10 protein-coding genes and 2 pseudogenes are annotated in these 13,459 nt (G+C 70.6%); 1 reads left to right on the top strand and 11 read right to left on the bottom strand.

Features of this window, described 5'->3' with window-relative positions:
• Window positions 1-17 precede the first annotated feature (17 nt).
• The 11 genes and pseudogenes from AIIKEEIJ_RS14855 to AIIKEEIJ_RS14805 all read right to left on the bottom strand — a co-directional run.
• Complete coding sequence (locus AIIKEEIJ_RS14855) at window positions 18-1,652, bottom strand: NADH-quinone oxidoreductase subunit M (protein ID WP_161995966.1); 1,635 nt, start codon at window positions 1,650-1,652, stop codon at window positions 18-20.
• Window positions 1,652-3,637 (bottom strand): NADH-quinone oxidoreductase subunit L, encoded by a 1,986-nt coding sequence (gene nuoL, locus AIIKEEIJ_RS14850; RefSeq protein ID WP_161995965.1) that lies wholly within the window; start codon window positions 3,635-3,637, stop codon window positions 1,652-1,654. The genes AIIKEEIJ_RS14855 and nuoL overlap by 1 nt, the downstream gene beginning before the upstream one ends.
• Before the next feature lie 122 nt (window positions 3,638-3,759).
• A complete protein-coding gene (gene nuoK / locus AIIKEEIJ_RS14845) occupies window positions 3,760-4,059 on the bottom strand; it encodes an NADH-quinone oxidoreductase subunit NuoK (protein ID WP_006930999.1) in 300 nt (99 codons plus the stop codon).
• On the bottom strand, window positions 4,056-4,862 hold the full coding sequence (locus tag AIIKEEIJ_RS14840) for an NADH-quinone oxidoreductase subunit J (protein ID WP_202917065.1): 807 nt from the start codon (window positions 4,860-4,862) through the stop codon (window positions 4,056-4,058). Before AIIKEEIJ_RS14840 ends, nuoK begins: the two co-directional genes overlap by 4 nt.
• A gap of 33 nt (window positions 4,863-4,895) precedes the next feature.
• On the bottom strand, window positions 4,896-5,489 hold the full coding sequence (gene nuoI, locus AIIKEEIJ_RS14835; protein WP_029543953.1) for an NADH-quinone oxidoreductase subunit NuoI: 594 nt from the start codon (window positions 5,487-5,489) through the stop codon (window positions 4,896-4,898).
• Entirely contained in the window at window positions 5,482-6,897 is a 1,416-nt protein-coding gene (gene nuoH / locus AIIKEEIJ_RS14830) for an NADH-quinone oxidoreductase subunit NuoH (RefSeq protein WP_161995963.1), read from the bottom strand. Before nuoH ends, nuoI begins: the two co-directional genes overlap by 8 nt.
• Entirely contained in the window at window positions 6,890-9,361 is a 2,472-nt protein-coding gene (locus AIIKEEIJ_RS14825; RefSeq protein WP_161995962.1) for an NADH-quinone oxidoreductase subunit G, read from the bottom strand. Before AIIKEEIJ_RS14825 ends, nuoH begins: the two co-directional genes overlap by 8 nt.
• Window positions 9,358-10,683, bottom strand: a complete 1,326-nt coding sequence (nuoF, locus tag AIIKEEIJ_RS14820; protein ID WP_161995961.1) for an NADH-quinone oxidoreductase subunit NuoF — start codon at window positions 10,681-10,683, stop codon at window positions 9,358-9,360. Before nuoF ends, AIIKEEIJ_RS14825 begins: the two co-directional genes overlap by 4 nt.
• Window position 10,684: 1 nt before the next feature.
• Entirely contained in the window at window positions 10,685-11,530 is an 846-nt protein-coding gene (gene nuoE / locus AIIKEEIJ_RS14815; RefSeq protein ID WP_443217107.1) for an NADH-quinone oxidoreductase subunit NuoE, read from the bottom strand.
• A gap of 14 nt (window positions 11,531-11,544) precedes the next feature.
• The gene (nuoD, locus tag AIIKEEIJ_RS14810; protein ID WP_006931006.1) at window positions 11,545-12,858 is read right to left on the bottom strand and encodes an NADH dehydrogenase (quinone) subunit D; all 1,314 of its coding nucleotides are present in this window, start codon (window positions 12,856-12,858) and stop codon (window positions 11,545-11,547) included.
• Window positions 12,858-13,343: pseudogene (locus AIIKEEIJ_RS14805) on the bottom strand (NADH-quinone oxidoreductase subunit C); the annotation flags it as partial. The gene nuoD and the pseudogene AIIKEEIJ_RS14805, both read right to left, overlap by 1 nt.
• On the opposite strand from AIIKEEIJ_RS14805, the pseudogene AIIKEEIJ_RS14800 reads away from it, so the two are divergent.
• Window positions 13,332-13,459, top strand: a pseudogene (locus tag AIIKEEIJ_RS14800) (NADH-quinone oxidoreductase subunit B); the annotation flags it as partial. The pseudogenes AIIKEEIJ_RS14805 and AIIKEEIJ_RS14800 sit on opposite strands and share 12 nt — an antisense overlap.

Raw genomic sequence — 13,459 nt, 5'->3', positions numbered from 1 at the left:
GGTGCCGTCCGAGAGAGTCACCTGTGCGTCCCTCCGTGAGTGTCGGGCCCGGTCCCGCCGCCCGCGACGGGCTCGGCCGGCGCGGGCGGCGCCGGATCGGGCTGGTCGACCGTGACCAGGACCCGGCTCACCGCCGGGGTGATCACGTCGAGCGCGGGTTTCGGATACACGCCCAGGACGAGGAGCAACGCGATGAGCGGCACCACGACGGCGAGTTCGCGGGGCACCAGATCGGACACGTGCTCGTTGCCGTCGGTGACCGGTCCGGTCATCATGCGCTGGTACAGCCACAGCACGTAGATCGCCGAGAGGACGAGTGCGAGCACTGCGAACACGGCAGCGACCTGGTAACGCGGATACGTGCCGATCAGCACCAGGAATTCGCTGACGAACGGCGCCAGGCCGGGAAGGGACAGGGTCGCCAGTCCCGCGACGAGGAACGTGCCGGCCAGGACGGGGGCGACCTTGCGGACGCCACCGTAGGCGGCGATCGCGCGGGATCCCCGCCGGGAGACGAGGAACCCGGCGATCAGGAACAGCGCCGCGGTGGAGATGCCGTGGTTGACCATGTACAGCGTCGAACCGGCCTGCCCCTGGCTGGTCATCGCGAAGATTCCGAGGATGATGAACCCGAAGTGCGAGATGGAGGTGTAGGCGATCAGGCGCATCACGTCCGTCTGGCCGATGGCGACCGCCGCGCCGTAGACGATGCCGATCACCGCGAGCGTGACGATCACCGGCGCGAAGTACACCGACGACTCGGGAAACAGTTGCAGGCAGTAGCGCAGCATGCCGAACGTGCCGACCTTGTCGACCACGGCCATCATCAGCACCGCCCCGGCCGGGGTGGCCTGCACCGCGGCGCCGGGGAGCCAGGTGTGGAACGGCCACAACGGTGCCTTCACGGCGAAGGCGAACATGAAGCCGAGGAACAGCGCGTGGAGCACCACGGCGTCGGCGCCGAGACCGCCGCCGGTCACGGCGGCGACGATGTCCCGGAAGTCGAAGGTGCCGGCGCCCTGCCGGGCGGTGACCACGTACAGCCCGATGACCGCGGCCAGCATGATCAGTCCGCCGAACAGGTTGTAGAGCAGGAACTTCACCGCCGCGCGGGAGCGCTGCGTGCGATCCCCGAGACGATCCCCGAATCCTCCGATGAGGAAGTACATCGGAATGAGCATCGCTTCGAAGAAGATGTAGAACAGCAGCACGTCGAGGGCGGTGAACGACACCATCACCATCGCCTCGACCGTCAGCATCAGCGCCATGTACAGCTGCGTGGTGCGCCGCGGCGCGGATCCCCGAGCGGTCGCGGCGGACTCGGCCTGTGTCGCGTCGTTCCAGCCCGCCAGCATCAGCAGCGGAAGCAGCACCGCGGTCAGCAGCACCAGCACGAGCGCGATACCGTCCACGCCCAGCGTGTATCGGGTGCCCAGGGCCGGAATCCACTCGTGGGATTCGACGAACTGGTACTGCTCACCTGCCGGATCGAATCCGACCGCCAGTGCGCAGACCAGTACGAGCACCACGGCCGCGACCACCAGCGCCGTCGTCTTGGCGAGGCTTCGCATGCGGGCGGGAAGCGCCAGCACGACGACGGCACCGACGAGCGGAACCACCCACAGGGTCGTCAACCAGGGAAAGTCGTCCACTACAGCCTCCCCAGCACCATCGTCGCGACCACGACGGCCGCGCCTACCAACATGGACAAGCCGTAGGACCGCACGAAACCGGTCTGCAGGTGCCGCATCCGGGCGGACAGCGCGCCGACCGTGGCGGAGATCCCGTCGACCGCGCCGTCGACGCCCTTGTCGTCGACGGTCACCAGGGTCGAGGTCAGGGACCGTCCGGGCCGCATGAACACCGCCTCGTTGACCGCGTCGCCGTAGAGATCCCTGCGGGCGGCGACGGTGAACACCGATACCTCGGCGGGGGCGACCTCGGGAATGTCGCGCCGAGTGTACTGCCGGTAGGCCACCGCGGCACCGGCGAGCACGACGGCGAGGGTGAGGGCGGTGGTCACCCACACCGGCAGCAGGTGTTCGGCCTCGTACGTCCCCACCACCGGCTCGAGCCAGTTCTGCAGCGCTCCCCCCAGGCTGAGCGCAGCACCGGCGCCGACCGAGCCCACGGCCAGCACGATCATGGGCACCGTCATCACGGCCGGCGCCTCGTGGGGATGGACGTCGGCGGCCCAGCGACGCCGGCCGAAGAAGGTCATCAGCATCACCCGCGTCATGTAGAACGCGGTGATGCCGGCACCGAGCAGGGCGGCCGTCCCGAGGACGACGCCTTCGGCGCCGCCCGCTCCGAAAGCGGCCTCGATGATCTTGTCCTTGGAGAAGAAGCCGGCGAACGGCGGGATGCCGATGATCGCGAGGTAGCCGAGGCCGAAGGTGACGAACGTGACGGGCATGACGGTGCGCAGGCCGCCGTAGCGGCGCATGTTCACCTCGTCGTTCATCCCGTGCATCACCGATCCGGCACCGAGGAACAGACCGGCCTTGAAGAAGCCGTGGGTGAGCAGGTGCATGATCGCGAAGGCGTACCCGGCGGGACCGAGGCCGGCGGCGAGGACCATGTAGCCGATCTGGCTCATCGTCGACGCGGCGAGCGCCTTCTTGATGTCGTCCTTGGCGCAGCCGATGACGGCCCCGAACAGCAGCGTCACCGCGCCCACGAGCACGACGGCGAGTTGCGCGGTGGGGGCGAGGTCGAAGATCGCATCGGACCGGACGATCAGGTAGACGCCCGCGGTGACCATGGTGGCGGCGTGGATCAGCGCCGACACCGGTGTCGGGCCTTCCATCGCGTCACCGAGCCAGGACTGCAGCGGCACCTGCGCGGACTTGCCGCAGGCGGCGAGCAGCAGCACGAGGCCGAGTGCGGTGAGCACGCCGTCGCTCGCACCCTCGGCCCCGCCGAAGACGTCGTCGAAGGTGACGGAACCGAACGTCGCGAACATGATCATCATGGCGACGGCCAGGCCCATGTCGCCGACGCGGTTGACGACGAACGCCTTCTTCGCGGCGGTTGCGGCGGACGGCTTGTACTGCCAGAACCCGATGAGCAGGTACGAGGCGAGACCGACACCCTCCCAGCCCACGTACAGGCCGAGGTAGTTGTCGGCGAGGACGAGCAGCAGCATCGCCGCAAGGAAGAGGTTGAGGTAGGCGAAGAACAACCGGCGCCCGGGAGCGACGGAGCGACCCGACGCATCCGGAGCGGAGCCGGCGGAGCGACCCGACGCATCCGGAGCGGAGCCGGCGGAGCGACCCGAGGGGTCGGGGCCGTGTGCCATGTACCCGACCGAGTAGATGTGGATGAGTGAGCCGACGCCGGTGATCAGCAGCACGAAGCACATCGACAGCTGGTCGAGCTGGAGCCCGAAGTCGATCTGCAGGCCCGCGACCGGTATCCATTCGAAGAGGCTCTGGTTCACGGCACGGTCGGCGGCGTCGCGGCCGAGCATGTCGACGAAGAGGGCGACCCCGAGCGCGAACGAGGCGAGTGCCGTCGCGCATCCGAGCAGGTGTCCCCACGTGTCGCTGCGCCGGCCGGCCAGCAGCAGCACGGCCGCGCCGAGCAGCGGCAGCGCGGGCAGCAGCCAGACGGTGGACGAGATTCCGCCGTTCATGCCGGTCCGCCCGTCGGGGCGCCACCGGCGCGGGCCGTCGTCTCGGGCGCGGTCGTCTCGGGCGCGGTCGTCTCGGGCACAGTCTCCTCCTCGTGCGTGTGCGGACGGGCTGTCCGGGGTCGTCAGTACTTCAGGAGGTTGGCGTCGTCGACGGACACCGAACGCCGGGCGCGGAAGATGGTCATGATGATCGCCAGGCCGACGACGACCTCGGCGGCGGCGACGACCATGGTGAAGAACGCGATGACCTGACCGTCGAGGTTGCCGTGCATGCGGGCGAACGTGACGAACGCCAGGTTCGCGGCGTTGAGCATGAGCTCGATGCACATGAACACGACGATCGCGTTGCGGCGCAGCAGGACACCGGCCGCACCGATGGTGAACAACAGGGCGGACAGGTACAGGTAGTTCTCGGGGTTCACCGCGATCCCTCCTCACCGGACGAGCCGCGTGGGGGTGCGTCGCCCGCGCGTGGGCCGGCTGCTCCGTCGGCGGACATCGCCCGCCGCCGGAGCACCTCGCTGACCGACAGGTCCGAGTACGATCCGTCGGGCAGCCGGGCCGGCACGTCGACCGCGTTGTGGCGGGCGTAGACCCCGGGACTCGGCAGCGGGGTGGCGCGGCCGCCGGCGCGGAAGCGTTCCTGCGACAGTTCCTGCTGGGTCTTGCGCAGCCCGAAGCGTTCCCGATGGGCGAGGACCATGGCGCCGATCGTGGCGGTGATCAGCAGGGCTCCGGTGAGTTCGAACGCCCAGACGTACCGTACGAAGATCAGCTCGGCCAGGCCGGCGATGTTGCCTGCGGCGTTCGCGTCGTCGAGGCCGGCGAACTCCCCGACGGCGGCGTTGCCGAGACCGCCGACGAGCAGCAGCCCGAATCCGAGGCCGGCCGCGATCGCGGCGACCCGCTGGCCGCGCAGGGTCTCGACGAGCGCGTCGGAGGAATCGACGCCGACGAGCATGACCACGAACAGGAACAGCATCATGACCGCCCCCGTGTACACCACGATCTGCACGACGCCGAGGAACAACGCGTCCTGGGCGATGTAGAACACCGCGAGGATGATCATGGTGACGGCGAGGAACATCGCCGAGTACACGGCCTTGGTCGCGGTGACGACGCCCAGTGCGCCGATCACCGCGAGTGTTCCGAGGATCCAGAACAGCACGGCCTCACCGGTGGACGTGCGGGTGAAGGCCTCGGCCGCCAGCAGCGCCGGAGTCATCGGGTCCATCGAGACCACTCCCCTCTCCGCCGGTCACGCCACATCGCGGCCGCCTCGCGGCTGCGTCGGTTCCCGGTCGGCTTCGACGGTTCCGTCGGCGGCCGACGTGGTGCCGGGCGCGGCCTCGGTCACCGTGCCGAGGTAGTAGTCCTCGTCCGTCGTGCCCGGGTACATGTCGTGGGGCGGGGCGGCCATGCCGGGCGCGAGCGGCGCGAGCAGCCTGGTCTTGTCGTAGATCAGGTCGGTCCGGTTGTCGTCGGCCATCTCGTACTCGTTGGTCATGGTCAACGCCCGCGTCGGGCAGGCCTCGATGCACAGCCCGCACCCGATGCACCGCAGGTAGTTGATCTGGTAGACGCGTCCGTAGCGCTCCCCCGGCGAGTATCGCTCGGTGTCGGTGTTGTCCGCACCCTCGACGTAGATGGCGTCGGCGGGGCACGCCCAGGCACACAGTTCGCACCCGATGCACTTCTCCAGTCCGTCGGGATGGCGGTTGAGCTGATGTCGGCCGTGGTAGCGCGGTGCGGTCGGTTCCTTCTGCTCGGGGTAGCGCTCGGTCTGGGCCTTGTGGAACATCGCCCTGAAGGTCACTCCGAATCCCGCGATGGGATCGAGGAAGTCAGGCATCGCGGTTCTCCTCGGTGGTCGGATCGGAACGGCGCCCGGCGCCGCCCTCGGCGGCTGCGGCGACGGGGGTGCGTCGCTGCCGCGGCGGCAGCGTCTGGCCGGGCAGCGGCGGGACGGGGAAGCCCCCGGCCATCGGGTCGAACGGCTCGGCGGTCGCCGCAACCGGAGGGGCCGCCGTCCCGCCGGGGGTCCCGGTGGGCCGGGGGCGGCCGGCGCGCATGCGGTTCCACATGAGCGACGGCACCGCCAGGGCGACGACGACACCCGCCGCGGCGAGGACGATCTGCCACCGGTCCAGGCCCTCCGTGCGCAGGACGCGGATCACGGCGACGACCATGATCCAGGCGAGCGCCACCGGAATCAGCACTTTCCAGCCCAGGTTCATGAACTGGTCGTACCGCAGCCGGGGCAGTGTGCCGCGCAACCATACGAACAGGAACAGGAATCCCCACACCTTGAGGACGAACCAGAGCAGCGGCACCCAGCCGGAGTTCGCGCCCTCCCACATGTTCAGCGGCCACGGCGCGCGCCAGCCGCCGAGGAACAGGGTGGTGGCCAGCGCCGAGACCGTCACCATGTTGACGTACTCGGCGAGCATGAACATCGCGAACTTCAGCGACGAGTACTCCGTGTGGAAGCCGCCGACGAGTTCGCCCTCGGCTTCGGGCAGGTCGAACGGTGCCCGGTTGGTCTCGCCGACCATCGCCGTGACGTAGATCAGGAACGAGGGCAGGAGCAGGAAGACGTACCAGACGCCGTCCTGGGCGGCGACGATGCCGGAGGTGGACAGCGTGCCCGACAGCAGGAAGACGGCCGCGAACGAGAGGGCCATCGCGATCTCGTAGGAGATCACCTGCGCCGTCGAGCGCAGACCGCCCAGCAGCGGGTAGGTGGACCCGGACGCCCAGCCGGCGAGCACGATGCCGTAGACGCCGATCGAGGTGGCCGCGAGGATGTACAGCACGGCCACGGGCAGGTCCGTCAACTGCAGCGGCGTGTGCTGGCCGAACACGGAGACCACCGGCCCGAGCGGGATGACGGCGAACGCCATGAACGCCGGCACTGTCGCGATGATCGGCGCGAGGACGTAGATGGGTTTGTCCACGCCCGCGGGCACGATGCCCTCCTTCAGGGCGAGTTTGACGCCGTCGGCGAGGCTCTGCAGCAACCCGCGCGGGCCCACCCGGTTCGGGCCGACCCGCATCTGCATGCGCGCCAGGATCTTTCGCTCCGCAAGAATCGCGACGAGCACCGTCAACACCAGGAAGGCGAAGACGGCCACCGCCTTGACGACGACCAGCCACCACGGATCCTGACCGAACGACGCCGGATCGGGGTACCCGGACTGCGCCGACAGGGCGCCGGGAACCGGCACCGCCGCGGCGCCGAACAGAACGGCGTCACTCATCGGTCACCTCCTGCGACCGGGCGTCGCCCCGGCGGATCCGGACGGTGTCCCCCACGGACGCGGCCAGTTGCCGATGCACCGCGCATCCCGGCGAATTGAGCGGCACCCACACGACCCGGTCGGGCATGTCGGCGATCGCCAAGGGCAGCGTGATCGAGCCCCGGTCCGTCGCGACGGTCACCGGATCCCCGGCGTCGGCGCCGATCTCGGCGGCGGTGGCGGCGGACAGCCGGGCCACCGGCCGGCGGGCGGTCCCGGCGAGATGCGGTTCGCCGTCCTGCATCCGTCCGCGGTCGAGGAGCATCCGCCATCCCGCGAGCACCGCCTCACCGGGGCCCGGCTGCGGGCGGTCCCGCGGCGCGACGTCCGGCGGACCGGCAGGTGCGCCGTCCCAGGAACCCAGCGCCACGAGCTCGTCGAGAGCCGCCGCGGCGTCGACGAGGCCGAGGCGGACGCCCATCTCGTCGGCGATCGCGCCGAGGACCCGCTGATCCGGCAGGGCGCCGGTGTTGCGCAACGCGGCGGCGAAGGGGCGCGCCCGGCCCTCCCAATCGAGGAAGGTTCCCGGTTTCTCCACCGCGGGTGCGACGGGGAAGACGACGTCGGCCCGGTCGGTGATCGCGCTGCGCCGCAGTTCCAGGCTGACGACGAAGCCGGCGGCGTCGACCGCGGCGACAGCGGCGTGCGGGTCGGGCAGGTCGTCGACGTCGACCCCGCCGATCACCAGGGCTCCGAGCGTGCCCGACGCGGCGTCGGTGAGGATCTGCGCCGTGTCCCGGCCGGCGGACGGCGGCAGGTCCGGCACGCCCCAGACGGCGGCGACCTGGCGTCGGGCGTCGGCGTCGGTGACCGGTCGGGCGCCGGGCAGAAGTCCCGGCAGGGTCCCGGCCTCCAGCGCACCGCGTTCACCGGCCCGCCGCGGGATCCACGCCAGCCGCGCGCCGGTGTCGTCGGCGAGACGGCCGACGGCCGACAACGCCCCCGGCACCGCGGCCAGCCGCTCCCCCACCAGGACGACCGCACCGGGTCGGCGCAGGAGCTCGGCGGTCTCCGCTTCGTCCCGGTGTCCGGGCCGACCGGCGAGGCGGAGGGTGTCGAGCAGGTCCGGTTCGGCGCCCGGGACGGCCGGCAGGAGCCGGCCGGACAGCTTCTCGAGGCCACGGCTCGCGAACGGTGCGATCGCGCGCACCGCCAGCCCCCGCCTGCGGACCGCCTTGCGCAGCCGCAGGAACACGATGGGCGACTCGTCCTCGGGCTCGAATCCGGCGAGCAGCACCGCGGGGGCGTTCTCGAGGTCGTCGTAGGTCACGGCGCCGGCGCCGGGCCACCGGCCGGCGACCCGGGCCGCCAGGAATTGTGCCTCCTCCGCGGAATGCGGACGCGACCGGAAGTCGATGTCGTTGGTGTCCAGGCCGATACGCGCGAACTTGCCGTACGCGTACGCGTCCTCGACGGTGACGCGGCCGCCGACGAGCACGCCGGTACGGCCGCGCGCGGCGGTGAGGCCGCGGGCGGCGACCCGCAGGGCGTCGCGCCATGAGGCAGGGGCGAGCGTGCCGTTGTCGCCCCGGACCAACGGGGTGGTGAGGCGGTCGGGCTGGGTGGCGTAGGTGAAGGCCCACCGGCCCTTGTCGCAGTTCCATTCCTCGTTGACCTGCGGGTCGTCACCGGCCAGCCGGCGCAGCACCGTGCCGCGCCGGTGGTCGGTGCGCTGGGCGCAGCCGCTGGCACAGTGTTCGCACACGCTCGGGCTCGACACCAGGTCGAACGGCCGGGCGCGGAACCGGTAGGCCGCCCCCGTGAGCGCGCCGACCGGGCAGATCTGCACGGTGTTGCCGGAGAAGTAGGACTCGAACGGTTCCTTCTCGTAGATGCCGACCTGCTGCAGGGCGCCGCGTTCCATCAGTTCGATGAAGGGGTCGCCGGCGATCTGCTGGGAGAACCGTGTGCACCGGGCGCAGAGCACGCATCGCTCGCGGTCCAGGAGGATCTGCGAGGAGAGCGAGATCGGTTTGGGGAACGTGCGTTTGACCTCGGTGAAGCGGGACTCGGCACGCCCGTTCGACATTGCCTGGTTCTGCAGGGGACATTCGCCGCCCTTGTCGCAGACCGGGCAGTCCAGCGGATGGTTGATCAGCAGCAGCTCCATCACGCCCTTCTGCGCCTTGTCGGCCACAGGCGACGTCAGCTGCGTGTGCACGACCATGCCGTCCGTCACCGGGGTTGTGCACGAGGCGACGGGCTTGCGCTGGCCCTCCACGTCGACCAGGCACTGGCGGCACGCGCCGACGGGTTCGAGCAGCGGGTGGTCGCAGAATCGGGGAATCTGGACGCCGAGCAGTTCCGCGGCGCGGATGACGAGGGTGCCCTTCGGGACGCTGATCTCGACGCCGTCGACGACGACGGTCACCAGATCGGGCGGGGTCGGCAGGCCGGTGGTGTCGTGGTTGGTGTGGACGCTCATCGCGTACCCCCGTCGTTCGGTCGGCCCGCACCGGCGCCCGCCATGAGGGTGGACAGGTGCGGGTCGAACGGGCAGCCGCCGTGCTCGAAGTGCGCCAGGTACTCGTCGCGGAAGTATGTGATCGACGACGTGATGGGGCTGGTCGCGCCGTCGCCGAGTGCGCAGAACGACCTGCCGAGGATGTTGTCGGAGAGGTCGAGCAGCTTGTCCAGGTCGGCTCCGGTTCCGTCGCCCCGCTCGAGCCGCCGCAGGATCTGCACCAGCCAGTAGGTGCCCTCCCGGCACGGTGTGCACTTGCCGCACGACTCGTGCGCGTAGAACTCGGTCCAGCGCAGCACCGCGCGCACCACGCAGGTGGTCTCGTCGAAGATCTGCAGTGCCTTGGTGCCCAGCATGGAGCCGGCCCCGGCGACGCCTTCGTAGTCGAGCGGGACGTCGAGGTGCTCGTCGGTGAAGAGCGGCGTCGACGAGCCGCCGGGGGTCCAGAACTTCAGCCGGTGCCCGGCCCGCACGCCGCCCGCGTAGTCGAGCAGTTCCCGCAGGGTGATTCCCAGGGGCGCCTCGTACTGGCCGGGTGTCGTCACGTGACCGGACAGGGAGTAGAGCGTGAAGCCCGGTGACTTCTCGGTGCCCATGGAGCGGAACCACTCGATCCCGTTGTGGAGGATCGACGGCACGCTCGCGATCGACTCGACGTTGTTGACGACCGTCGGGCGCGCGTACAGGCCCGCGACGGCGGGGAACGGCGGGCGCAGCCGGGGCTGGCCGCGTCGGCCCTCGAGCGAGTCCAGCAGCGCGGTCTCCTCACCGCAGATGTACGCCCCGGCGCCGGCGTGCACGACGAGTTCGAGGTCGTAGCCGCTGCCGAGGATGTCGCGGCCGAGGAAGCCCGCGGCGTAGGCCTCGGCGACCGCGGCCTGCAGCCGGCGCAGCACCGGCACCACCTCGCCGCGGACGTAGACGAAGGCGTGCGCGGCGCGGATGGCGTACGCCGCGATGACGGCGCCTTCGACGAGCGCGTGCGGTGTGGCCAGCAGCAGGGGCATGTCCTTGCAGGTGCCCGGCTCGGATTCGTCGGCGTTGACCACCAGGTAGTGGGGCTTGCCGTCGCCCTGGGGGATGAAGCTCCACTTCACGCCGGTGGCGAAGCCGGCGCCGCCGCGGCCGCGCAGGCCCGCCTCCTTGACGGTGGCGATCACCTCGTCCGGGGGCATGCGCAGTGCCTTGCGCAGGCCCTCGTATCCGTCGTGGCGGCGGTAGGTGTCGAGTGTCCAGGACTCGGGCTCGTCCCAGTACCGGCTCAGGACAGGGGTCAACGGCACGTCAGCCTCCTTCGGATCGGGGTCCGGCGACCGGGCCCGGGTCGGAGGACTGTTCCGGCTCCGGCGCGGGGGCCCGCATGCCCCGCTCACGGGCGATGCGCAGGCCCGCGAGCGATGCCGCACCCGCGCTGCCGCCCGCCGCCAGGGCGCCGGGACGCTCGTCCGGGAACCCGGCGAGGATGCGGGCGGTCTGCCGGAAGGTGCACAGCGGTGCGCCCCGGGTGGGCGTGACGGGGCGGCCGGCGCGCAGGTCGTCGACGAGCGCGCGGGCCGAGTCCGGGGTCTGGTGGTCGAAGAACTCCCAGTTGACCATCACGACGGGTGCGAAGTCGCAGGCGGCGTTGCATTCGAGGTGCTCGAGGGTGATGGTGCCGGCCTCGGTGGCGTCGCCGGCGGCGTCCTCCGCGGTGCCGGCGGCTGCGGTGCGCAGCCCGAGGTGTCCCTCGAGCGCTTCGAGGATCTCGTCGCCGCCCATGATCGCGCACAGGGTGTTGGTGCAGACGCCGACGAGGTAGTCGCCGGTGGGCTCGCGCCGGTACATGGAGTAGAACGTGGCCACCGCGCCGACCTCGGCGCCGGTGAGCCCGAGCCGGTCGGCGCAGAACTCGACGCCGGCCGGGGTGATGTACCCGTCCTCGGACTGCACCAGGTGCAGCAGCGGCAGCAGGGCGGAGCGTGGCTGCGGGTAGCGGCCGATGATCTCCGCGGCGTCGGTCTCGAGGCGGGCCCGCACGTCCGCCGGGTACCGCTCGCGGGCGCCCGGCCGCACCAATCGGGTCCGCTCCTCGGGTCGTGGGCCGAATTGGATGAACACCGGGCCGGGGGCCGGGTCCGGCTCGATCGCCACTCGCTGCTCCTGCGTCAACGGTCCACTCCCCCCATCACGGGATCGATGCTGGCGACCGCGGCGATGACGTCGGCGACCATGCCGCCCTCGCACATCGCGGACACCGCTTGCAGGTTCGTGAAGGACGGGTCCCGGAAGTGCACCCGGTACGGCCGGGTGCCACCGTCGCTGACCATGTGCACGCCCAGTTCCCCGCGCGGGGACTCGACGGCGGTGTACACCTGGCCGGGTGGGACGCGGAAACCCTCGGTGACGAGCTTGAAGTGGTGGATCAGGCCCTCCATCGAGTTGCCCATGATCTTCCGGATGTGCTCCGGGGAGTTACCGAGACCGTCCGCGCCGAGGGACAGGTCGGCCGGCCACGCGATCTTCTTGTCCTCCACCATGACCGGCCCGGGTCGCAGCCGGTCGAGACACTGCTCGACGATCCTGATCGACTGCTTCATCTCGTCGATCCGGATCAGGTAGCGGCCGTAGGCGTCGCATCCGGTGTCGGTGCACACGTCGAACTCGTAGGTGTCGTAGCCGCAGTACGGTTGCGACTTGCGCAGGTCGTGCGGCAGGCCGGTCGAGCGCAGGACGGGGCCGGTGATGCCGAGGGCCATGCAGCCGGTCAGGTCGAGGTAGCCGATGCCCTGGGTGCGGGCCTTCCAGATATGGTTCTCATTGAGCAGGTCCGCCATGTCCCGCAGCCGCCGGGGCAGCAGGTCGAGCAGGTCGCGGATCTTCTCGACCGCCCCGGCCGGCAGGTCCTGCGCGAGCCCGCCCGGACGGATGTAGGCGTGGTTCATGCGCAGACCGGTGATCGTCTCGAACACGTCGAGGATCAGTTCCCGCTCCCGGAAACCGAGGAACATCGCGGTCATCGCGCCGAGTTCCATGCCGCCGGTGGCCAGGGCGACGAGGTGCGAGGAGATCCGGTTGAGCTCCATGAGCAGCACGCGGATCACGGTGGCCCGTTCGGGGATCGCGTCGGTGATGTCGAGCAGCTTCTCGACGCCGAGGCAGTAGGCGGTCTCGTTGAAGAACGGCGACAGGTAGTCCATCCGGGTGACGAAGGTGACGCCCTGGGTCCAGGTGCGGTATTCGAGGTTCTTCTCGATGCCGGTGTGCAGGTAGCCGATTCCGCAGCGGGCCTCGGTGACGGTCTCGCCCTCGATCTCGAGCACGAGCCGCAGGACGCCGTGGGTCGACGGGTGCTGGGGCCCCATGTTGACCACGATGCGTTCGTCGCCGCGGTCGGCGGCCGAGGCGCGGGCGGCCTCGACGATGCTGTCCCAGTCCTCGCCGACGACGGTGTGGACCGGCCCCTCGGTGATGTCGGTCATCAGCTGTACGCCCTCCGCTCGTCGGGCGGCGGGATCTCCGCCCCGTGGTACTCGACGGGGATGCCGCCGAGCGGATAGTCCTTGCGTTGCGGATGCCCCGACCAGTCGTCGGGCATCTCGATGCGGGTCAGCGACGGGTGGCCGTCGAACACGATCCCGAAGAAGTCGTAGGTCTCGCGCTCGTGCCAGTCGTTGGTCGGATACACCCCGTACAGCGACGGGATGTGGGGGTCGGCGTCCGGGGCCGACACCTCGAGCCGGATGCGGCGGTTGTGGGTGATCGACATGAGCGGGTACACCGCGTGCAGTTCGCGGCCGGTGTCCTGCGGGTAGTGCGCCCCGTCGACGCCGAGGCACAGTTCGAAGCGCAGGTCCGGTTCGTCGCGCAACCGCCGGGCCACCTCGGGAAGGTGCTCGCGACGGACGTGGAAGGTCAGCTCACCGCGGTGGACGACGACCTTCTCGATCGCCGCCTCGACATCTACCTACCCGGGTGCCCGCCCCGGCCGGAGATGCTGCTGCACGCCGTCCTGATGCTGCACGAGAAGATCCAGCAGATGCCGCTCGGCGTGGACCGGGAGAAGGCCGTGCAGGCCGCCGA

The sequence above is a fragment of the Rhodococcus sp. YH1 genome (assembly GCF_009939605.1).
Taxonomy (GTDB): Bacteria; Actinomycetota; Actinomycetes; order Mycobacteriales; family Mycobacteriaceae; genus Rhodococcus; species Rhodococcus aetherivorans.
The sequence above is the reverse complement of the archived record's forward strand: the minus strand, read 5'-3'. Positions and strand labels throughout refer to the sequence as shown.